Genomic DNA, 20,675 nt, shown 5'->3' with positions numbered 1-20,675 from the left:
ACAAGCTGCAAGCCTCAAGCGTAGAGCAATGCTGGCAAGCCTCAGATACCGCTTTTAACTTAAAGCTTGCAGCTCAAAGCTTGCAACTAAAGGAAACCTTTATGAGCCGAACCATCCCCGAGCCGGATCTCAACTACCTGCAAAAAGTGCTGCTGGAAATGCTCGCCATTCCCAGCCCCACCGGGTTTACCGACACCATCGTGCGCTACGTCGCCGAGCGCCTGGAAGAACTCGGCATCCCGTTTGAAATGACCCGGCGCGGGACCATTCGCGCCACCCTCAAGGGCCAGAAAAACAGCCCCGACCGCGCGGTGTCCGCGCACCTGGACACCATCGGCGCCGCCGTGCGCGCGATCAAGGACAATGGCCGCCTGACCCTCGCCCCGGTTGGCTGCTGGTCAAGCCGCTTTGCCGAAGGCAGCCGCGTCAGCCTGTTCACCGACAACGGGGTGATCCGTGGCAGCGTGTTGCCCTTGATGGCCTCCGGGCACGCGTTCAACACCGCCGTGGATGAAATGCCGGTGAGCTGGGACCACGTGGAATTGCGCCTGGACGCCTATTGCGCCACCCGCGCCGATTGCGATTCCCTCGGGATCGGCATCGGTGACTACGTGGCGTTCGACCCGTTGCCCGAGTTCACCGAAAGCGGGCATATCAGTGCACGCCACCTGGACGACAAAGCCGGCGTCGCCGCCCTGTTGGCTGCGCTCAAGGCCATCATCGACAGCGGCGAACCGTTGCTGATCGACTGCCACCCGCTGTTCACCATCACCGAAGAAACCGGCAGCGGCGCAGCGGCGGCACTGCCTTGGGATGTGAGTGAGTTTGTCGGCATCGACATTGCCCCGGTCGCCCCCGGCCAGCACTCCAGCGAGCATGCGGTCAGCGTAGCGATGCAGGATTCCGGCGGGCCGTATGACTATCACCTCTCACGCCACTTGCTGCGTCTGGCCTCGGATAACGACTTGCCCGTGCGCCGCGACCTGTTCCGCTATTACTTCAGCGATGCTCACTCGGCGGTGACCGCCGGCCACGACATCCGCACGGCGCTGCTGGCGTTCGGTTGCGATGCGACCCATGGCTATGAGCGCACCCACATCGACAGCCTGGCCGCGCTGAGCCGCCTGCTGGGCGCGTATATCCTCAGCCCGCCGGTGTTCGCCAGTGACGCCCAACCGGCCCAGGGTTCATTGGATCGGTTCAGCCATCAGATCGAGCACGAAACGCAGATGGAGAGCGACACGCGCGTGCCGTCGGTGGACAGCCTGGTCGGGCAGAAGTCCTGACGCTGGCAACAGCTGGTAACTGGAACCCCGGCGCAGTAGCATCGCCGGGATCCATCACCTGAGGCTTGTATGCTGATTCCCTACGACGCACTTGAAGTCGACACCCTGACCCGCCTTATCGAAGACTTCGTGACCCGCGACGGCACCGACAATGGCGACGACACGCCCCTGGAAACCCGCGTACTGCGCGTACGCCAGGCGCTGACCAAGGGCCAGGCGCTGATCGTGTTCGACCCGGACAGCGAGCAGTGCCAGTTGATGCTCAAGCACGATGTGCCCAAGCATCTGTTCGACTGACTCAGGGGTTGGTGGCGGGCTGGGATTGCGTGGCTTGACGCTCGAGGATCTTCTGGTAGACCTCGGCGCGGTGGACATGCACCCCGACGGGCGCGGCAACCCCGAATTTCACTTGGTTACCGTTCAGCTCAAGAATGTGCACGGTGATGTCATCACCGATGGAGATGATTTCGCCTACGGCGCGGCTTAAGACCAGCATGGCGGTTGTCCCTTATTGACTAACAGGACCCCGACCATGCGCGCTGGGTGTGGGCGCAGCAATGCCTCGCGGCAAAATCAGGCAATGCCTACCTATGCAGGTAAATTGCCTGACAGACTACTGCGTGATCAGCCTTTAACAGCCTGTGCCTTGGCGCGCATCTTGTCGGCCATGGTGGTCATTTCGTCATAGAGCAACTGCGGGTTCTTCTGCTTCAATGCCCACGCCATCCGCCCTTGCTCATGGGGCAGGATCATGAATTCGCCCTGCGCCACACGCTGGTAGATGTAGTCGGCAATGTCCGCCGCCGAGATCGGCGAGCTCTCGAGCAACTTGCCCACCTGGGCCTTCATGGCCGGCGTCGGCCCACGGAACGAATCCAGCAGGTTGGTCTGGAAGAACGACGGGCACACCACATGCACCCCGACTTCCTGCTGCTTGAGCTCCACCAGCAAACTCTCCGACAGCGCCACCACACCGGCCTTCGCCACGTTGTAGTTGCTCATGGCCGGCCCTTGCATCAGTGCCGCCATCGAGGCGATGTTGATGATGCGGCCCTTGCTCTTTTCCAGCAGCGGCAGGAACGCCTTGCAGCCCTTGACCACGCCCATCAGGTTGATTGCGATCTGCCAGTCCCAGTCCTCCAGGGACAGCTCGGCGAAGAAGCCACCCGAGGCCACACCGGCATTGTTGACGATCACATCGATGCCGCCGAGCTTCACTTCGCAGGCCTGGGCAAACGCGGTGAGCTGGCTGTAGTCACGCACGTCGCAGCGCTGGATAAAGCCATCGCCACCGGCCTCGCGCACTAACTTGAGGGTTTCCTGCAAGCCTGGCTCGCTGACGTCCGACAAGGCCAACTGCCAACCCTCGCGGGCCCAGCGCAGAGCGATTTCACGACCCAGGCCGGACCCGGCGCCAGTGATCATCATGCGATTTTGCATAGGAAGTAGCCTTGTGGTTCACAGAAGAAGTGATCGGCAGTGTAGCGAAGGTTTTTCCTGCACCCACGCACCATCAGAGTGATGAATGCCGCAGGCAAACCGTGGGCCGGGTCGGATCCCTGCCCTTAGCCTAAGTTCAATGTTTTTCAACTAATAAGCAGTAAGTGCGGGTGAATTAAAAGAAATAAGCGACTGATCGAAATGCTTTAAAAAAACATGGAATTTTCTGCGAAGCGGCAGAGTCGGAGTTGTTAAGGCGTCTGTAATTAACTCTGCAGGCCTATCGTTAAACAACCGGTCTTTGCAGAAAGACAATAAGGAAAAAAACCATGAGCCTGATTCTGATCATTATCTTGATCCTCCTGCTGGTCGGCGGCCTGCCGGTATTCCCGCACTCGCGCAACTGGGGCTATGGCCCGTCGGGTATCCTGGGTGTCGTGCTGGTTGTCCTGCTGGTGCTGTTGTTACTCGGCCGGATATAAAATCCGCACAAAAAAAAGAGGCCTGTTAAGGCCTCTTTTTTATTGCCGGTTAGTTAGTCCGGTTTGCCGTTAATCACACCGGCGGTGTTATCCAGCAGGCTCTTGGTCGCCGTTTGCAGGAACGACTCAAGTTTCTGCTTCAATGCCGCCTCGTCCGGCGATTCGGCAATCACTTTACCGGTCGGGTTGGCGCCCAATTCGTATTCCCACAACTTCGGTGGCATTTCCTTGGGCAGTACCAGGATACGGTCTGCGGTAACCAAGGCCACGGTCTGGTCGCTGCCCGAGGGTTTGATCACGCCGAAGCCCTTGTCGCCTTCCGGCAGGTTCAGCAGGTCACGGCCCCAGCATTGGTGCAGGGTGTCGCCACCCAGGCGGCCCATGATGGTCGGCACGATGTCGATCTGGGTGCCCACGGTGTGGTCACGCTCGCCGAACTTCTCCTGCATGCCCGGTGCAATCATCAGCATCGGTACGTTGAAGCGGCCCAGGTCCATCTCGGTGATCTGCTGTTCGTTGCCGAAGCCGTGGTCGCCGACGATCACGAACAGGGTTTCCTTGAAGTACGGCTCCTTGCGGGCCTTTTCAAAGAACTGGCCCAGGGCCCAGTCGGAGTAACGCATGGCCGTCAAATGCTCGTTGAGGCTGCCACGGTCGGTGACTTTCTCGACCGGCAATGGCGTCGGCAGTGCGTACGGCGTGTGGTTGGACAGGGTTTGCAGCAGCGCGTAGAACGGCTTGCCGCCTTCACGGGCCTTCAACTCTTCCAGGCCACGGTTGAACATGTCCTGGTCGGACACGCCCCACGTCGGGTCGGAGAACACCGGGTCGACGAAGTCGTTGCGGCCGATGAAGTTGGTCATGCCCTGGTTGCTGAAGAAGCCCGACTGGTTGTCCCAGGCAAAGTCGCCGTTGTAGACATACACGTCGTTGAAATCCCGGGCGCTGAGCAACTGCGGCAGGCCTGACAGCTTGTGGCTGCCTTCCGGGGTCTGCATCAGGTATTCAAAGCCCGGCAGGTTCGGGAAGCAGGCCATGGTGGCGAACATACCCTGGTGGGTGTGGGTGCCGTTGGAGAAGAAACGATCAAACAGCAGGCCTTCCTTGGACAGTTTGTCGAAGTACGGCGTGATGTTGCCGGGACGACCCAGGGCGCCTACCGAGTGACCGGCGAAGCTTTCCATCAGGATGACCACGACATTCTTGATCGGCAGGGTCTTCTCGGCCGGCGGCATGTAGTCACGGCGCACGGCGGCGATGTCGGTATCGACCAGTTTCTCTTGCGGCAGCACCAGCATGTCACGCACGGTCTGGGTGGCCAGCGGCTGGGCCAGGGTGGCCTTCCAGATGTTGGAGCGGTCTTCACCGAACCGGGCCTTGGCCGCCGCGACCAGCGACAAGGTGCCATTGAGACCCAATTGGTTGGCGAAGTTCGAATCGGTGGTATAGACATCCCCCCAACGCAGCGGTGGCCCTTGGCGCAGGGTGCCACGGGCGGCAACCACGGCGACCAGCAGGCACACCACGAACACCGCGATGCGGCTGTACCACGGCGCCACCTGGCGGGTACCGATGCTGCCACCACTGAACGGGCCGCGTGGGCGCGTGGCGCGGTCGGCGCCCTTGAACGCCATGCTCAGGATCAACGTGCCCACGGCCCAGGCCAGCAGGTAGCGCACCACCGGGAAACCGTACCAGAGCATGCTCATCACGGTTTTCGGGTCTTCCTTCACATACTGGAAGACCAAGCCGTTGAGGCGCTGGTGGAACTCGCGGTAGAAGTCCATCTCCATCAAGCCCAGGAACAGGGCGATGCTGGACGCAATGGTCAGCCAGAAGCGGAAGAACCCACGCGCGGCCATGGCCCGTACGCTGAACAGTGCCAGCAGCAACGGGATGATCAGGTACACCACCAGGCGTATGTCAAAACGCAGGCCGTTGGCGAACGCTTCAAGGAAGGTCGAGGCCGGCGTGTCGAGGATCATCTCGCGGTTGTAAGCCAGCAGCGCCACGCGCAGCAGGGAGAACATCACCATCATGACCAGTGCGCAGAGCAGCGTGTACGCCAGATGGGATTTGACGGTCGGTTGCAGCAGGCGATTAGAAGCTCGCTGCTGACTCAGGGCGTCCGGGTTTGCCATGTCGTTTCAGGACCCATTGGAAGTTTAAGTGACGAAGTATTGCAGTGGCGCGAATGGTGCCCGATCAATGCCATCAAGGCTATTAATTACTGAACGAGCACTGCTGCCCCGCCGTTGAAAACACCTGAGGCAGGGCCTTGGCAAGGAGATATAGCCGGCGGATTGTCTTGGATAAGATGTGAAAATTTCGTGCAGCGAATATTTCGACACACAAAATGCAGCGAAGAAATGAGCAAGTACCGTAGCAGCTGCCGAGCCTTGGCGAGGCTGCGTGTGCGGTGTGTCGGATACACCGCACACGCAGCCTCGCCAAGGCTCGGCAGCTGCTACGAAGAGGGTGTGGGGTCAGATCCGCACGTTACCGCGTGGCCCGGCGATGGCCCAGATGATCAGGCCCAGCAACGGCAGCAACAGGATCAACAGAATCCACAAGACCTTGGCGCCCGTGCTCGCGCCGCTTTTGAACACGTTGATGATCGCCCAGATGTCCAGCGCCAGGATGATCAACCCGATCAGGCTGTTAAAAGTGGAACCCATGGTGTCGCTCCTAAGTGAGGGCATGCCCTTGTAGGATAGCCAGCCCTGGTCGGGGTTCCGTTTTATTTCAGACGTGCACGGCGACCTTCAGCGCTTCCAGGGACGGCTCGGCCTTGATGCCGACGTCGGCGCACAACGCCAGCACGCGCGGCAGGTCATTACCGAACACCAGCACGGCCTGGATCTCGTCATCCAGCGGCTGGCTGAAATTGAGCAGCACATAGCCGCCGTCTTCCGGGCTCAGTGCACTCATCTGGATCTGGATACGGTTCAACGCGGTGAGGTCTTCAGTCTTGGCCAGTTGCTTGGGCTTGAGGTTGAACGCAACCCCAGGGCCGAAAGACGCGACGATCTGCGCAAACAGGTCGCCATAGGTATCGGCCTGGAACAGCACGGTGTCCGGCAGGCTGCCGACCACCACCCACTCCCCCAGCGGGATGGGAAAGCTGTCGTCGTAGTTGATGTCCGGGTTGGCCGTCAGGAATGCCGCCGGATCGGCGTAGGCCTGGGCGGCTTCCTCGGCGATGCGCGCCACCTCGTCTTCGCCCATGACCCCGGCGCTGATTTTGCTGATAAGTTCGACGAGGGCGGTTTTCATGGGGTGATCCTGTAGCGGGCTGGTTTTTGAGGGCGCACAGCCTACACCAGTTTCTCCAGTTGCGCCGCCGTGTCCTTCGCCCCCATGGTCTGCGCCGCCGCCAGCGCAGTCGCGCCCTGAGCATCGGTGGCCTTGGGGTTGGCGCCTTGGCTGAGCAGGTAGTCGACCATGTCGACACGGTTGAACATGGCGGCCATCATCAGCGCGGTACGACCGTCGGACGAAGCGGCCTCGATCGGCGTGCCGCCTTCAATCAACGCCTTGACCACGGGCAAGTTGCCCTTGAACGCGGCGCCGGCGATCGGCAGTTGGTTCTTGTCATTGGCGATCAGCGGGTCGGCCTTGAACTCCAACAGCACTTTTACCGCCTCGGCATGGCCGTGGTAGGCAGAAAGCATCAGCAAGGTATCGCCGTTGTGGTTGCGAAAGTTGGCCGGCAAGCCTTTGGCCAGCAGCGCGGCGAGCATGGCGGCGTCGCCTTTGCGCGCCACGTCGAAGACCTGCTCGGCAAATTCGGCGGCTTCGTCTTCGGTCATTTGTTTGGCTTGGTCTGACATGTGGGGGCTCCTTGTCTGGTGCTTTATAGGCCGCCAGTGTCGCGAGGGAGTTCCCCCCTGTCATGCCCTTTTTACCAAAAGCGGCCATAGACAGAATCAATAGCGGAACTGGCCACCTTGGATCTGCGCCAACAGTTGCCCGGTGACCGGCACATAGCAGTCCGAACCCGGCAACCAGGCATACACCGGGTCGTTGCCGGCTTTGTCCGGGTCAAAGGCTTCTTCCTTGAGCTTGACCTTCTGGTACTTAAAGGTACCGGTGGTTTCCATCTTGACCTTGATCCGCAGGAAGAGCGGCACCGCATAGTGCGGCAACTGGCCGTGGGCGAATTGCAGCAACTCGCGCATGTCCAGTGAAGCCAGGGATTCACTCGGAGTGATGGCGACCATGCCCGCGCGGCCGTTAGTGTTTTCGATCTCGACGCCATAGGCCACCACTTCGGCGATCTGCGGGTGTTGCAGCAGGACGTTTTCGACCTCGGTGGTGGAGACGTTTTCACCTTTCCAGCGGTAGGTATCCCCGAGGCGATCCACAAACTGCGCATGACCAAAGCCAATGCTGCGCAACAAATCGCCGGTATTGAAGTAACGGTCACCTTTTTCAAACACGTCGGTGAGTACCACCCTGCGATTCTTTTCCGGGTCGGTGTAGCCGTCGAAGGGCGATTTTTCATCGATCCTGGCCAGCAACAGGCCCTGCCCGCCCGTGGGGACTTTGCGCATAAAGCCATTGCTGCCCCGCAGCGGCTCGCCGTTGTCATGGGCGTAGTCCACCAGTGCCCAGTGCTGCAGGCAGAAGCCGATGGTGTTGTCGAAATTCAATACGTTGGTAAAACCGATATTGCCGTCACTGGCCGCGTACAGCTCGCAGATATGCTCCACGCCATAACGCGCCTTGAACTGCGCCCACACGCCGGGACGCAGGCCATTGCCGACCATCTTGGTCACGCGGTTATCGCGGTCGTGGTCGCCGGGTGGCTGGTCGAGCAAGTAACGACACAATTCACCGACATAGCCGAGGGTGGTCGCCTTGAATCTGCGCGCATCGTCCCAGAACTGGCTGGCGCTGAACTTGCGGCGAATGGCGAAGCCCGACGCCCCTACAATCGCCGAGCCCCAACACACACAGAGCCCGGTGGCGTGGTACAGCGGCAAGGTGCAATACAGGACGTCGTCCGGGCCCATGTCCAGCGCGATGCTGCCGAAGCTGACGGCGGTTTTGGTCCAGCGGCCATGTTTCATGATCCCGGCCTTGGGCAGGCCGGTGGTGCCGGAGGTGTAGATATAGAAGCAAGGATCGTTGAAGAAGATCTGCGCGGTGCTGGCCGGGTTGTCCACCGGGCATTCGGCGCTCGCCGCCAACAGGTCGAGATAACCCTGCGGCACTCCGCTGGACGGCTGATCGGCAACGAACCAGGTTCGATCAGCCGCGATGGCCACCTGATCGCGCACCGCGTCATAGGTGGCGACCAATTCCGCACCGACAATAATGGCTACCGGGCTCACCAGGTTCAGGCTGTGCACCAGCGCCGCCTGGGTTTGCGCGGTATTGAGCATTGCGCAGATGCCCCCCAGCTTGGCCACGGCCAGCACGTTCAAGAGTAATTCGGGGCGATTTTCGATAAACAGCGCCACCACGTCACCCTTGCCGATGCCTTGGGCTTGCAAGTGATGGGCAATACGGTTGGCGCGCTGGTTGGCGTCGATGTAGCTGAGCACCTGGTCGCCGTACAGCAACGCATTGCCGTCGGGGTTGCGCAAGGTGGCTTGCTCAAAGTGCCAGCCCAACCCGCAAGGCTGCGCGGGGTCGGTGACATTGGCGGCTCGCATGCCACGCACTACGCGAGGCAAGGCGCGGACGATGGCCGGCACCTTACTCAGCAGCTTGCCCCAGGTAATCATGTCGTTGTGCGGGTGGCTCATGGAGGAACGTCCTTTTTTCTTATTCTTCGTCTGATCCAAAAGCACCGATACCTCCGTAAGCGGAAGGCCGAATGCATTGCAGGAAAATACGTCAGCCGTTCTTCGGCTGTACACGCGGGATTTGAAAAGTTTTGTATCCCAACCGGCATGCCCTCAAAAAAGGAATTTAGCTGAGCAAAAACAGTCTTTAGGGATATCGGGGCGTCCATCCCACTGCGTTGAGTAGCGCAAAATGCAGGATGCATGATGGCCATTCATGCAAATTGCACGAAACCGAAAATCTACGAATTTCTCAACTCATTGATTTATAAGAGTATTTATATAAATCCTGAGCTGGCACAATCACTGCACCTATCACTCCATGCTTGCCAACTTGAGCCAACGGAGCTGATAGACATGAGCCTGATCCAAGATAAATTCGCTTCAGTATTCTCCAACTACGACGTCACCACTCAGCCACGCCCTGACGGCGGCATCCTGTTGACCCTGCGCAACAGTGAAGGCAAACAGGTCAAGCGTTCGATCTCTTACCAGCAGTTGCACACCGCCGATCAATTGACCTGGGTGATCAGCGCGATTCGCCGCGACCTGGCTGAACAAGCCAGTGAACTGCCGCAAATTTCGATGTTGCAAAGCCAGAACCGCTTTGCCCTGCCGACCTATCACTCGGCGTAAATACCGCAGGCAAAAAAGGCCGCGGCGCTCAACAGCGTCGCGGCCTTTTTATGTCTGCGTGTCACCACAGCCCTTGGCGCGCCGCCTCATTCATCGCCTGCACACGGTTAGTGACTTCCAATTTGCCGTAGATATTGCGCAGGTGAAATTTGACCGTGGCTTCGGACGTGGCACGAATCTGGCTGATTTCCCAGACAGTCTTGCCCTCCGAGGCCCAGCGTAAGATCTCCAATTCCGCTGGGGTCAAGGGCTTACCGGACAGGCTTAGGCGTCTCCTGACGGCATTGGGTACGAAACACGGCGGCGGACACGACTCCTCTGGGCCACTCATTACATCTCTCCTTTTATTGGCTGATGCCCTACCACCATTCGGATTTCTCCTATTGACAGGCGGTACAAACACTGGCACCGCAGAGAGTTACATAACGAATGGTTTCAGTGCGCACTGTCCTGGATAAACAGCTAAACCCTACGCGTAACTAAGCTTCTTCCCACAACAACTTCCAACTCGCCGGGGTTGAAGATTTCAATTATCTGAGTTCAATCGTCCAACCCTGGGAAATGGCTGGCAACATCGTCGCCGGTGAATGCCGGCACACACCCCTGCACGGTGTTGAACAAGTGCAGCATGACCAGGTGGGGGTTCTCGCCCATATCAAACCAGTGCGCGATGCCAGCCGGAATCACCAGCAGGTCGTTTTTCTCACAACGCACAGCGTACACATAGTCGCCAATGTGCAGCGAGAACAGGCCTTGGCCGGCGATGAAAAAACGCGCGTCGTCTTCGCTATAACGGCGCTCATCGAGGAACCGGGCACGCAATTGGGCTTTCTGCGGGTGCTCGCTCGTGACACTCAACACCGCCACCGCACCGTAGCCGAGTGCATCGATCTGCGGCTGATAGGCGGCAATCATTTCAACGTCGCTGGCGCCCCTCTCGATCAGCCCAGGCTGCCAGCGCTCGAACCGCACACCATGCTCGGCCAGGGTGGCGGCGATGTCGTCGACATGGGTCAGGACCTTGTTCGGGGTATCCGGTGAAGCGACGGGGTAGACGGCGACATAACTCATTGAGGGGTTCCTTGGTTCTGCTCTTGCAATCGAAAACCGATGATAACGGCAGCGGCCAGGGCTGCGACGCTGGCAAGACTAAAGGTGAAGGTCGGCCCCAGCAGGTTCCAGCTGTAGCCGGAATACAGCGCGCCCAGCGCACCGCCGGTGCCGGCCAAGGCAGCGTACAGCGCCTGGCCCTGGCCTTGTTGTTTATCACCAAAGCTGCGCTGCACAAAGGCAATCGCCGCCGCGTGAAAGCTGCCGAACGTGGCAGCGTGCATGACCTGCGCCAGCAACAGCACCCACAGGAGCTCGGCAAATGAACCCAGCAGCAACCAGCGCAGCGCCGCCAGCAGGAAACTGGCCAGCAGCACCCGGCGTACCGAAAAACGCGTGAGGATGCGGCTCATGCCCAGGAACATCAGCACTTCCGCCACCACTCCCAGGGCCCACAGCATACCGATCAAACCACGGCTGTAGCCGAGGTGTTCCAGGTGCAGGGTCAGGAAGGTGTAATACGGGCCATGGCTCATTTGCATCAGCGCCACACAGACGTAAAACGCCAGTACGCCGGGACTGCGCAGTTGTTTGAGGAACCCGTCACCGGCCAGGCGATTGCCGTGGCTGGCGGGCTGCGCATTCGGCACCCACAGGCTGGCACCGATGATGCCAGCCATGATCACCACGACCACCACCGGGTAAATATCCAGGCTCAGCCAGTCGAACAGGCGACCCATTATCACCACGGTGAGGATAAAACCGATGGAGCCCCACAGGCGTACCTGGCTATAGCGCGAGGTCTGGTTTTGCAGATGAGCCAGGGTGATCACTTCAAACTGCGGCAGCACCGCGTGCCAGAAGAACGCATGCAGGGCCATTACCAGGGCCAGCCAGGCGTAGGTATGGCTGACGAAGATCAACGAAAAACTCAGCAGGGTGCACACCGCGCCGAAGCGCACGATGGCCAGGCGCCGGCCGGTGTAGTCGCCCAGCCAGCCCCACAGGTTGGGGGCCACGCAGCGCATCAGCATGGGAATGGCCACCAGCTCGCCGATGCGCGCGCTGGAGAACCCCAGGTGATCGAAGTACAGCGCCAGGAACGGCGCCGTCGCCCCAAGCAGGGCGAAGTAGAACAGGTAGAAGCTGGAGAGGCGCCAGTATGGGAGGGCTGTCACCGCCGAGCCGTCACAGCTGGCCCAGCACCGGGGTACTCACGCGCACATCGGCATTTTGCCCGCGATTGCGCAGCAAGTGATCCATCAACACGATAGCCATCATCGCTTCGGCAATCGGCGTGGCACGGATGCCCACGCAGGGGTCGTGACGGCCCTTGGTGATCACGTCCACCGGGTTGCCGTGCACATCGATCGAACGGCCCGGCGTGGTGATGCTCGACGTGGCCTTGAGTGCCAGGTGCGCAACAATCGGCTGGCCGGAGGAAATACCGCCGAGGATGCCGCCCGCGTTGTTGCTGAGGAAGCCTTCCGGCGTCAGTTCATCGCGGTGCTCGGTGCCGCGCTGGGAGACGCAGGCGAAACCGGCGCCGATTTCCACGCCTTTCACCGCATTGATGCTCATCAGCGCGTGGGCCAGTTCGGCGTCAAGGCGGTCGAAGATCGGCTCACCCAGGCCCGGCTTGACGCCTTCGGCCACCACGGTGATCTTGGCGCCGACCGAATCCTGGTCGCGGCGCAACTGGTCCATATAGGCTTCCAGCTCCGGGACCTTGTCGGGGTCAGGGCAGAAAAAGGCGTTATCTTCCACGCTGTCCCAGGTCTTGAACGGGATTTCGATCGGGCCCAACTGGCTCATGTAGCCACGGATGACGATGCCCTGGGTCGCCAGGTATTTCTTGGCGATGGCCCCGGCCGCCACGCGCATCGCGGTCTCGCGGGCCGAGCTGCGGCCGCCGCCCCGGTAGTCGCGTTCGCCGTATTTGTGGTGGTAGGTGTAGTCGGCGTGGGCCGGGCGGAACAGATCCTTGATCGCCGAGTAGTCCTTGGACTTCTGGTCGGTGTTACGAATCAACAGGCCGATGGCGCACCCGGTGGTGCGACCTTCGAACACCCCGGAGAGGATCTCGACTTCGTCGGGCTCCTGGCGCTGGGTGGTGTGACGGCTGGTGCCGGGCTTGCGGCGGTCGAGGTCACGCTGCAGGTCTTCCAGGGACAGCTCGAGGCCAGGCGGGCAGCCGTCGACAATGGCGACCAACGCCGGGCCATGGCTTTCGCCCGCGGTGGTGACAGTGAACAGCTTGCCGAAGGTATTGCCGGACATGCAGGGCGCTCCGTGAAATCAGTTGAATCAAGTCAACCGTAATAACTTAAGGCGGCCAGTATACGCAGGCTAACCGACTAGTTCATCCTCGAAACCTTACCGGTAGACCTTGGTCCAACCGGCACCCTCCTGATGATGGCGCGATGATGCTGCGAGTTCTTCTGTTTACCCTGACCCTGTTTACCGCCGTGGCCCATGCCGCCTCCCCTGTCGTCCTGCAACGCCCGATCAGCCTGGACACCGGCAGCGGCGAGCTGTTCGGTTCGCTGTTGCTGCCCCAGTCCGACAAACCAGTGCCCGTGGTGTTGATCATCGCCGGCTCCGGCCCCACCGACCGCAACGGCAACAGCGCCGACGGCGCACGCAATGACAGCCTCAAGCGCCTGGCCTGGGTGCTGGCCCGGCACAACATCGCCAGCGTGCGCTACGACAAGCGCGGTGTGGCCGCCAGCCTGGCCGCCACGCCCGACGAACGCAACCTGACCCTCGACGCCTACGTGGCCGATGCGGTGGCCTGGGGCAAATTGCTCAAGGCCGACAAACGCATGGGCCCGCTGATCGTGCTGGGCCACAGCGAAGGCGCGCTGGTGGCCGCACTGGCCGCACCACAGCTCGACCCGGCCGGGGTGATCTCCCTGTCCGGCAGCGCCCGCCCGGTCGATCAGGTAATCCGCCAGCAACTGGCCGATCACCTGCCCCCTGCCCTGCTGCTGCGCAGCAATGAAATCCTTGATCACCTCAAGGCCGGCCAGGTGGATGCCGATGTGCCTGGACCATTGGAGGGCATTTTCCGACCCAGCGTGCAGCCTTATCTGATCAGCCTGTTTCGCGTCGACCCTTCAGCGGCCTTTGCGAAACTGCGCATGCCGGCGTTGATCATCCAGGGCACCAACGATATTCAGGTAGGTGTCGGCGACGCCCAGCAACTTAAAAGGGCCAAGCCCGATGCCGAGCTGACGGTGATCGAAGGCATGAACCACGTGATGCGCATCGTGCCCAACGACGTAAAGCAACAATTGGCCTCCTACAATGCCCCACAATTGCCTCTGGCCGCTGAGTTGGGCAGCCGGCTGGTGCGTTTTATCGACGGACTTCAACCCCGTTAACCGACAATTTGCCTCCAGTCCTGCAGAAAGCGGCCGATAAGCCCAGAGTCGACAGCAAAAAGACTGCCGACTTGCAGGGCTTGGACAGGATCACACCGCATGACAACCACTGAAGCAACACCGGAACCGACCGCCGACACCCCGGCTGAAAAAACCGAGGCCATCGACACGGCGGCTCCCCTGCCGTGGGCGGACGTTCAGGCCGAGCATTTCAAGATGCTGCGCCTGGCCCCGCTGGCCACCGACCGTGCCACCGGCCTGCGGCCGCTACGGTTCGTGCAATTCGGCTATGCCGAGCGTCATGACAAACACCACAGCCTGTTGCGCATGGTCATCCAGTTGCCGGGGCAGCGGGTTCGCCGTGAGCAGAACCATCTGGACATCTGGGTGGATCACGATAAACACCGCGTGCACTTCGGCCCAGGCAACAGCCTGGAAATCGAACCGGCCAACCGTGGCCTCGGTCGCTTCCTGGTGGCCCAAGCCGCTGCGTGGGCGAAAAAGAAATGGTCGCACTACCGCGTCGACGGTGTGGACCTGGCCAACAAGGATGCACTCAACGAAGCCACACGCCTGCGCCGCGATCACTTCCTGCGCGTCCAGGGTTTCGACGTGGCCTACGCCGATGTGCAGCACCTCAAAGGCAACGTGCAGCCAGGCAAGGTCAGCGGCGTGCTGGATAGCTGGAACACCGAGAAGGTGCAGTTCGTGGAGATCCTTGAAGCCGCGCAGATGCTGCAACAGGCCGAGCACAACCTGCTGGAGCAGGAAGTGAAGCTGCGCAAGGAAGAAGAAAAGGTCACCAAGTTCAAGCGTGAGGACAGCGGGTTGCGGTTTACCATCACCTGCCTGGTGGCGTTTACCGTGTTTCAGGCGGGGTTGTTGATCTGGATTGCCACGCACCGGTAGCCGGCTGGAATGCAATCAAAATGTGGGAGGTGGTAAGCCCCCTCCCATATTTTCTACTGTAAGGCTGGTTAAACCCGAGCGGCGAAGATTGCCTGATGTTCCCGGCACTGCTCAGCCGTGAGCATGAACACCCCATGCCCACCCCGCTGGAATTCCAGCCAGGCGAAGTCCACTTCCGGGTACAGCGCGTCAACATGTACCTGGCTGTTGCCCACCTCAACGATCAGCAAACCTTTCTCGGTCAGGTGGTCCGCCGCCTCAGCCAGCATGCGCCGCACCAGGTTCAAGCCATCGTCGCCGCAGGCCAGGCCCAGTTCCGGCTCGTGCTGGTATTCGTCCGGCATATCGGCAAAGTCTTCGGCATCCACGTACGGCGGGTTGGACACGATCAGGTCAAACCGCTGGCCCGGCAGGCCATCGAAGCCATCGCCCTGCACGGTGTACACACGTTCGTCGACACCATGGCGCTCAATGTTCTGGTTGGCCACTTCCAGGGCTTCGAAGGACAAGTCGCCGAGTACCACTTCGGCGTCCTGGAACTCGTAGGCGCAGGCAATGCCGATGCAGCCGGAGCCGGTGCACAGGTCGAGGATGCGCGCTGGCGGCTGGGCCAGCCACGGCTCGAAGCGGTTTTCGATCAACTCACCGATGGGTGAACGCGGGATCAGCACGCGCTCGTCAACGATAAACGACATGCCGCAGAACCACGCTTCCTTCAACAGGTACGCCGTCGGCACCCGCTCATGAATACGGCGATGCAACAAACGCTGTACGTGAGAGATTTCCTCTTCTTCCAAGTTGCAATCTAGGTAGCTGTCGGCAATTTCCCACGGCAGGTGCAAGGCGCCAAGCACCAATTGCCGGGCTTCGTCCCAGGCATTGTCGGTGCCATGGCCAAAAAACAGGTCTTCCCCATGGAAACGGCTGACAGCCCAACGGATGTGGTCGCGCAAAGTGCGCAGGCGGGATGTGATCACGGGGGCAGACTCCTGGAAAAAACGACTGGCGATTCTAACAGCCTTCGCCTGTACCGACGATGTACGAAAACCTGTCGCCGTACGTCGGATTTCATTCAAATCGCCATCATTCGGTTAAACATCGCCGCCACTTGACATGGCTGCACGCCAGCAACGGCGTACCTTACGATAGTAGCGATTCACAGAACCGCTCAGCCAGTGGACAATGGCGCAAAAGCCCCCCTCACAGGAGCCCCAGAATGTCCGTTCCAAAGACGATGTTTCAACTCAGCGGTCGTGGTTACGCAGCTGCCAACCTTAGCCATGCGACCCTCGTGATCATCGACGCCCAGAAGGAATACCTCAACGGTCCACTCGCCCTCTCGGGCATGGACGCAGCGGTCGGCAATATCAAGCAACTGGTCGCCGCCGCACGCAACGCCGGGCGCCCGATCGTGCACGTGCGCCACCTGGGCACAGTGGGCGGCCTGTTTGACCCGCAGGGCGAGCGCGGTGAATTCATCCCCGGCCTCGAGCCTGAAGGTGACGAAACCATCATCGGCAAGCTGCTGCCCAGCGCCTTCCACGGCACCGGCCTGGAAAAACACCTGCAAGACCTCGGCTCCCTCGACCTGATCGTCTGCGGTTTCATGAGCCACTCCAGTGTCAGCACCACCGTGCGCGCGGCCAAGAACCTGGGCTTTCGCTGCACCCTGGTGGAAGACGCCTGCGCCACCCGCGACCTGCCTTACAAGGGCGGCATCCTGAGCGCCGAGCATGTGCAGCAGACCGAAATGGCCATCATGGCCGATAACTTCGCCACCCTTGCCCTGACCAAAGACCTGATCTGATCGTCCGTCTGATGAGCGGCACGGCGTGTTTATGCCTCCGCTCATCCGCAAATGCCTGTCATTTGCTGCAATTACCTCTGGCACAGGAACAACCTGTGTAACTTCCGGTCGAAGGGCCGATACCCTGGAGGAAAGGTCGGAATGAAGATATCCGATGGTTTTGACGCTCGTCGCTTGCGCCCCAAGGGGCCAAGCAACTGGCGTCTGCGCCTGGTGGCCGGCATGGCCGCGCTGCTGGCGATAGTAGGTTTGCTGTTGACCGGCGCTGGTGGCGCCGGTTTGTTTGGTCACTCGCCGGCCCTTGGCGAACTGAATGCCAGCCCTGGCGGTTCGGCCATCCTGGCGGTGGTCGGACTGTTGGTGCTGTGGCTGGGTGTATGGTTGTGGCGTCGCAGCCGTCGGAAGATGCGCCAGCCGTTGTCACTGAACATCGCCTCGCACCTGATGAAAAAGCACGACTGATGGCGCTTGGATAGCGTTTCCTACGCCCTGGCCGCCGCGATTTAGGTAAACTGCCCGCCCTTCGCGGAGGCTGACATGCAAGACGACGATTTTTCCCTGTTCAAGAACGAGCTGCGCGGCGTCAAGCCGATCAAGCACGACCGCGCCGACACTGGCAAACCCAAGGCCGACCGGGCGCAGATCGCCAAGTTGCGCCAGGCCGCGACCGTGCGCACCGACGCCACCACCGTGGATGGCCTGTCGGACCAGTTCGTCATCGACGTCGGCCCTGAAGACGAACTGATGTGGGCCCGCGACGGCGTGCAGGAAAGCCAGATGCGCAAGCTCAAGGTCGGCCAGATCCCGTTCGAAGGCAGCCTCGACCTGCACGGCATGAACGTGGAAAAAGCCCGGGAAACCCTGTGGGCCTTCCTCGCCGAAGCCACCAAGTTCGAAATCCGCTGCGTGCGCGTCACCCACGGCAAGGCCGTGCGGCTGGATGGCAAGAAGCCCATGATCAAGAGTCACGTCAACACCTGGCTGCGCCAGCATGCCCAGGTGCTCGGCTTTACCTCGTGCCAGGCCCGTCACGGTGGGGCGGGTGCGGTGTATGTGATGCTCAAGCGCACGATGCTGGAAGGGCGCGACGAGTAACAAGTGCCATCGTCAGGCTTGCAGCGATGTGTCGGCCACCGTAACCTTGCGCTTTGCGAAAATCCCACAGGTAGTTTCATGTCCCTGGAACAGAATTACACCGCGATCCTCGGCCAACTCGGCGAGGACGTCTCCCGCGAGGGCCTGCTTGACACGCCTAAGCGTGCCGCCAAGGCGATGCAGTACCTTTGCCGCGGCTATGAACAGACACTCGAAGAAGTCACCAACGGTGCCTTGTTCAGCTCCGACAACAGCGAAATGGTGCTGGTCAAGGACATCGAGCTGTACTCGTTGTGCGAGCACCACCTGCTGCCGTTTATCGGCAAGGCGCATGTGGCGTATATCCCGAGTGGCAAAGTGCTGGGCCTGTCGAAGGTCGCGCGGATTGTCGACATGTATGCGCGCCGCCTGCAGATCCAGGAAAACCTCAGCCGCCAGATCGCCGACGCCGTGATGCAAGTGACCGGCGCACTGGGCGTGGCCGTGGTGATCGAAGCCAAGCACATGTGCATGATGATGCGCGGTGTGGAGAAACAGAATTCGTCGATGATCACGTCGGTGATGCTGGGTGAGTTCCGCGAAAACGCGGCCACCCGCAGCGAATTTCTCAGCCTGATCAAGTAACAGGCTGCGTAGGAAAAGACCGGCGCTCATCGTCGGTTTTTTTTCGCCTGCAGAATTAAGGTAAGCTGCGGCCCCTTCTTCATGGGCAAGAGGTTTCAGCCATGTTCGTCAAAGCACTTCGAGTGGGCCTCGGCCACGTCATCATCGCCGGCGACTTCATTACCCGCCCGCGCAAAAAGCAGCGCCCTGCCGAACAACAGGCGCAGGTGAACGCCGCGGCCAAGGACCTGACCCTGTATCAATTCCACGCCTGCCCGTTCTGCGTGAAGACCCGCCGCACCCTGCACCGCCTGAATGTGCCGGTGGCGCTGAAGGATGCGAAGAACAACGAGCAGGACCGCCAGACCCTGCTGGAGCAAGGCGGCAAGATCAAGGTGCCGTGCCTGCGAATCGAAGAGCATGGCCAGACCACCTGGATGTATGACTCCAAAGTGATCATCGATTACCTGGACAAGCGTTTCGCGGCGGTCTGACAGACCTGCTGAGATCCAATGTGGGAGAGGGCTTGCCCCTTTCCCACATTCAGTTCGGTGTGGGCAAATCCAGCGCCAGTAATGCAGAGCCCAGGCACTTGCCATGCGCATCCAATGCCAGCGAGCGCGTTACGCCGCCGCGCAATATCCCCGGCAGTACGAAGTTCAGCGCTTGCACATTCGGCAGTTCATAGCGCCGCACGGGGGCCGCACCCGGCTCCAGCAGGACGGCAAAAAAGGTGGCCACGCGCTCCGCGGTAAGCTGTTCACACAACAGCCGATAATCCTCGGCCCGGTAAGCAATAATCGAAATGTTCGACGTGTCGCCCTTATCGCCGGTACGGGAATGGGCCAGCGTGTGCAGTTTCATGCTTCGATCCTCGGGTTGACCGCGTCACGGGGCAGCAGCAACGACGCCACCGCCACCACCTGCCGCACGCTCTTGCTCGCACCGCCGCCGCCGGACGGGCCGTTGGTGTAGAGGGTTTCCACTTCATTGCCGACCCGCACTGCTTCGCTGCGTTCTTCACAGCGGGCAGCCACGCGCAGGCGCACTTCCCAGGGCTCTACGCTGCTGCGTGGACCGTGCAGCGAGTCCATGCCGATCAGTTCGGCGCGTAGGTCCTGCATCTTCACCCCCATCAGTTCCAAACGCTTGAGTACGACATCCCGCGCCAGCTGCGCCCGTGCGACCGCGCCGGGACCGCCGTAGGACATCTGCCCTTCGCCAATCCAGCCATCCAGATAACCAACGCTCACCTTCAACTGTTCGGGCCGTGCGCGGCCATCGGCACCTTGAGCGCGCACCCGATCAACGCCCTCCTCGGCGAACCCCACCTGGGAGAAATCGGCGGTCACGTCCGGGGTGAGGTACGCCGCGGGATCATGTACTTCGTAGATCAGTTGTTCAGTGCAGGTGGCGCGGCTGACCCGCCCCCCGGAGCCCGCAACCTTGGTGATCACGGCCTCACCGTCGGCATCGATCTCGGCCAAGGGGAAACCCAGTCGCGCCAAATCGTCCACGTCCTTGAAACCGGGGTCGGCAAAATAACCGCCGCTGACCTGCCCGGCACATTCAAGCAAGTGCCCGACCAACGTGCCGCGCCCCAGGCGCTGCCAGTCGTCCGCCGCCCAGCCGAACTCAAACATCTGCGGCGCCAGGAACAGCGACGGGTCGGCCACGCGCCCGGTGATCACCACATCGGCATCGGCGCGCAGGGCGTGCAAAATGCCATCGACGCCGAGGTAGGCATTCGCGGAAACCAGGCGCTTGCCGAGTGAACCCACGGTCTGGCCGTTATCCAGCAATTGCTCGGGCCGCAAGGCCACCAAAACATCATCGCCCACCACGGCCACGACCTTGAGGTGCAGGCCCAGCGCCGTGGCGATACGGCGTACTTCGACGGCCGCCGACACCGGATTGGCCGCGCCCATATTGGTGATTACCCGCAGGCGGCGGCGTCCTTCCTGGCGGCCGACGTAAGGCAACACACGCTGCATGCGCTCACTGAGCAGCGGGTCATAACCACCCTGCGGGTCGCTGATTCGCGCCTGTTGCGCCAAGGCGATGGTGCGTTCGGCCAGGCACTCGAACACCAGGTAATCCAGGTCGCCCAGTTCGGCCAGTTCCACGGCAGGTTCGATGCGGTCGCCGGAATAGCCGGCGCCGGAACCGATGCGCAAGGTTTTCAT

General features: G+C 60.9%; 25 protein-coding genes. 11 read left to right on the top strand and 14 right to left on the bottom strand.

The features are described from left to right. Positions 1 to 101 precede the first annotated feature (101 nt). Both FIV39_RS11830 and FIV39_RS11825 read left to right on the top strand, forming a co-directional pair. Entirely contained in the window at positions 102 to 1,286 is a 1,185-nt protein-coding gene (locus tag FIV39_RS11830) for an osmoprotectant NAGGN system M42 family peptidase (RefSeq protein WP_090406959.1), read from the top strand. Positions 1,287 to 1,355: 69 nt separating this feature from the next. Beyond that, positions 1,356 to 1,583: a YheU family protein gene (locus tag FIV39_RS11825; RefSeq protein ID WP_003236706.1), complete on the top strand. Its 228-nt coding sequence runs from the start codon at positions 1,356 to 1,358 to the stop codon at positions 1,581 to 1,583. Between the two features lies 1 nt (position 1,584). On the opposite strand, the gene csrA is transcribed toward FIV39_RS11825, so the two are convergent. Together csrA and FIV39_RS11815 are read right to left on the bottom strand one after the other, a co-directional pair. Continuing rightward, entirely contained in the window at positions 1,585 to 1,782 is a 198-nt protein-coding gene (csrA, locus tag FIV39_RS11820; RefSeq protein WP_090406962.1) for a carbon storage regulator CsrA, read from the bottom strand. 128 nt (positions 1,783 to 1,910) lie between these two features. Next, entirely contained in the window at positions 1,911 to 2,726 is an 816-nt protein-coding gene (locus FIV39_RS11815; protein WP_090406965.1) for an SDR family oxidoreductase, read from the bottom strand. A 329-nt stretch (positions 2,727 to 3,055) separates the two neighbouring features. Here FIV39_RS11815 and FIV39_RS11810 point away from each other — a divergent pair, with 329 nt between their 5' ends. Continuing rightward, on the top strand, positions 3,056 to 3,208 hold the full coding sequence (locus FIV39_RS11810) for a DUF3309 family protein (RefSeq protein ID WP_015885095.1): 153 nt from the start codon (positions 3,056 to 3,058) through the stop codon (positions 3,206 to 3,208). Positions 3,209 to 3,261: 53 nt separating this feature from the next. Here the strand turns inward: FIV39_RS11810 and FIV39_RS11805 are convergent, their stop codons facing one another. From FIV39_RS11805 to FIV39_RS11785, 5 genes are all read right to left on the bottom strand, one after another. Next, on the bottom strand, positions 3,262 to 5,349 hold the full coding sequence (locus tag FIV39_RS11805) for an LTA synthase family protein (RefSeq protein ID WP_090406967.1): 2,088 nt from the start codon (positions 5,347 to 5,349) through the stop codon (positions 3,262 to 3,264). Positions 5,350 to 5,694: 345 nt separating this feature from the next. Continuing rightward, positions 5,695 to 5,886 (bottom strand): PLDc N-terminal domain-containing protein, encoded by a 192-nt coding sequence (locus tag FIV39_RS11800; protein WP_090406970.1) that lies wholly within the window; start codon positions 5,884 to 5,886, stop codon positions 5,695 to 5,697. A 67-nt stretch (positions 5,887 to 5,953) separates the two neighbouring features. Continuing rightward, complete coding sequence (locus tag FIV39_RS11795) at positions 5,954 to 6,484, bottom strand: hypothetical protein (protein ID WP_090406973.1); 531 nt, start codon at positions 6,482 to 6,484, stop codon at positions 5,954 to 5,956. Between the two features lie 41 nt (positions 6,485 to 6,525). After that, positions 6,526 to 7,041, bottom strand: coding sequence for an ankyrin repeat domain-containing protein (locus FIV39_RS11790; RefSeq protein WP_090406976.1), 516 nt, complete (start codon positions 7,039 to 7,041; stop codon positions 6,526 to 6,528). A gap of 96 nt (positions 7,042 to 7,137) precedes the next feature. Then, a complete protein-coding gene (locus FIV39_RS11785; protein ID WP_090406979.1) occupies positions 7,138 to 8,964 on the bottom strand; it encodes a long-chain-acyl-CoA synthetase in 1,827 nt (608 codons plus the stop codon). A 396-nt stretch (positions 8,965 to 9,360) separates the two neighbouring features. Here FIV39_RS11785 and FIV39_RS11780 point away from each other — a divergent pair, with 396 nt between their 5' ends. Further along, on the top strand, positions 9,361 to 9,639 hold the full coding sequence (locus FIV39_RS11780; protein ID WP_003172952.1) for a DUF3509 domain-containing protein: 279 nt from the start codon (positions 9,361 to 9,363) through the stop codon (positions 9,637 to 9,639). A gap of 61 nt (positions 9,640 to 9,700) precedes the next feature. On the opposite strand, the gene FIV39_RS11775 is transcribed toward FIV39_RS11780, so the two are convergent. The 4 genes from FIV39_RS11775 to aroC all read right to left on the bottom strand — a co-directional run bounded on the left by FIV39_RS11775 (position 9,701) and on the right by aroC (position 12,969). Continuing rightward, positions 9,701 to 9,970, bottom strand: coding sequence for a response regulator transcription factor (locus tag FIV39_RS11775; RefSeq protein WP_090406982.1), 270 nt, complete (start codon positions 9,968 to 9,970; stop codon positions 9,701 to 9,703). Between the two features lie 209 nt (positions 9,971 to 10,179). Further along, complete coding sequence (locus FIV39_RS11770; RefSeq protein ID WP_090406985.1) at positions 10,180 to 10,710, bottom strand: 1,2-dihydroxy-3-keto-5-methylthiopentene dioxygenase; 531 nt, start codon at positions 10,708 to 10,710, stop codon at positions 10,180 to 10,182. After that, entirely contained in the window at positions 10,707 to 11,867 is a 1,161-nt protein-coding gene (locus tag FIV39_RS11765; RefSeq protein ID WP_090406988.1) for an MFS transporter, read from the bottom strand. Before FIV39_RS11765 ends, FIV39_RS11770 begins: the two co-directional genes overlap by 4 nt. A gap of 10 nt (positions 11,868 to 11,877) precedes the next feature. Then, positions 11,878 to 12,969 carry a chorismate synthase gene (aroC, locus tag FIV39_RS11760; RefSeq protein ID WP_027603936.1) on the bottom strand — a complete coding sequence of 364 codons (1,092 nt, stop codon included), beginning with the start codon at positions 12,967 to 12,969 and terminating at the stop codon, positions 11,878 to 11,880. Positions 12,970 to 13,112: 143 nt separating this feature from the next. Between aroC and FIV39_RS11755 the strand changes: the two genes are divergently transcribed. Next, positions 13,113 to 14,075 (top strand): alpha/beta hydrolase, encoded by a 963-nt coding sequence (locus tag FIV39_RS11755; protein WP_090406990.1) that lies wholly within the window; start codon positions 13,113 to 13,115, stop codon positions 14,073 to 14,075. A 99-nt stretch (positions 14,076 to 14,174) separates the two neighbouring features. Continuing rightward, a complete protein-coding gene (locus tag FIV39_RS11750; RefSeq protein ID WP_090406992.1) occupies positions 14,175 to 14,984 on the top strand; it encodes a hypothetical protein in 810 nt (269 codons plus the stop codon). A gap of 68 nt (positions 14,985 to 15,052) precedes the next feature. Here FIV39_RS11750 and prmB read toward each other — a convergent pair whose 3' ends face one another. Next, positions 15,053 to 15,961 (bottom strand): 50S ribosomal protein L3 N(5)-glutamine methyltransferase, encoded by a 909-nt coding sequence (gene prmB / locus FIV39_RS11745; protein WP_090406993.1) that lies wholly within the window; start codon positions 15,959 to 15,961, stop codon positions 15,053 to 15,055. A gap of 239 nt (positions 15,962 to 16,200) precedes the next feature. On the opposite strand from prmB, the gene FIV39_RS11740 reads away from it, so the two are divergent. The 5 genes from FIV39_RS11740 to FIV39_RS11720 all read left to right on the top strand — a co-directional run bounded on the left by FIV39_RS11740 (position 16,201) and on the right by FIV39_RS11720 (position 18,983). After that, positions 16,201 to 16,791, top strand: coding sequence for a cysteine hydrolase family protein (locus FIV39_RS11740; protein ID WP_090406996.1), 591 nt, complete (start codon positions 16,201 to 16,203; stop codon positions 16,789 to 16,791). 141 nt (positions 16,792 to 16,932) lie between these two features. Next, complete coding sequence (locus FIV39_RS11735) at positions 16,933 to 17,253, top strand: hypothetical protein (protein ID WP_090406999.1); 321 nt, start codon at positions 16,933 to 16,935, stop codon at positions 17,251 to 17,253. 75 nt (positions 17,254 to 17,328) lie between these two features. Further along, positions 17,329 to 17,886: a Smr/MutS family protein gene (locus tag FIV39_RS11730; RefSeq protein WP_090407003.1), complete on the top strand. Its 558-nt coding sequence runs from the start codon at positions 17,329 to 17,331 to the stop codon at positions 17,884 to 17,886. A 78-nt stretch (positions 17,887 to 17,964) separates the two neighbouring features. Continuing rightward, positions 17,965 to 18,510 (top strand): GTP cyclohydrolase I FolE, encoded by a 546-nt coding sequence (gene folE / locus FIV39_RS11725; RefSeq protein ID WP_003442011.1) that lies wholly within the window; start codon positions 17,965 to 17,967, stop codon positions 18,508 to 18,510. A gap of 101 nt (positions 18,511 to 18,611) precedes the next feature. Further along, positions 18,612 to 18,983: a glutathione S-transferase N-terminal domain-containing protein gene (locus FIV39_RS11720; protein WP_090407006.1), complete on the top strand. Its 372-nt coding sequence runs from the start codon at positions 18,612 to 18,614 to the stop codon at positions 18,981 to 18,983. A gap of 49 nt (positions 18,984 to 19,032) precedes the next feature. On the opposite strand, the gene FIV39_RS11715 is transcribed toward FIV39_RS11720, so the two are convergent. Further along, the gene (locus FIV39_RS11715; RefSeq protein WP_090407010.1) at positions 19,033 to 19,353 is read right to left on the bottom strand and encodes an AtuA-related protein; all 321 of its coding nucleotides are present in this window, start codon (positions 19,351 to 19,353) and stop codon (positions 19,033 to 19,035) included. After that, positions 19,350 to 20,675: an acyclic terpene utilization AtuA family protein gene (locus tag FIV39_RS11710; RefSeq protein WP_090407012.1), complete on the bottom strand. Its 1,326-nt coding sequence runs from the start codon at positions 20,673 to 20,675 to the stop codon at positions 19,350 to 19,352. Before FIV39_RS11710 ends, FIV39_RS11715 begins: the two co-directional genes overlap by 4 nt.

This window comes from Pseudomonas grimontii (genome assembly GCF_007858185.1).
In the GTDB taxonomy this organism is placed as follows: Bacteria; Pseudomonadota; Gammaproteobacteria; order Pseudomonadales; family Pseudomonadaceae; genus Aquipseudomonas; species Aquipseudomonas grimontii.
The sequence above is the reverse complement of the archived record's forward strand: the minus strand, read 5'-3'. Positions and strand labels throughout refer to the sequence as shown.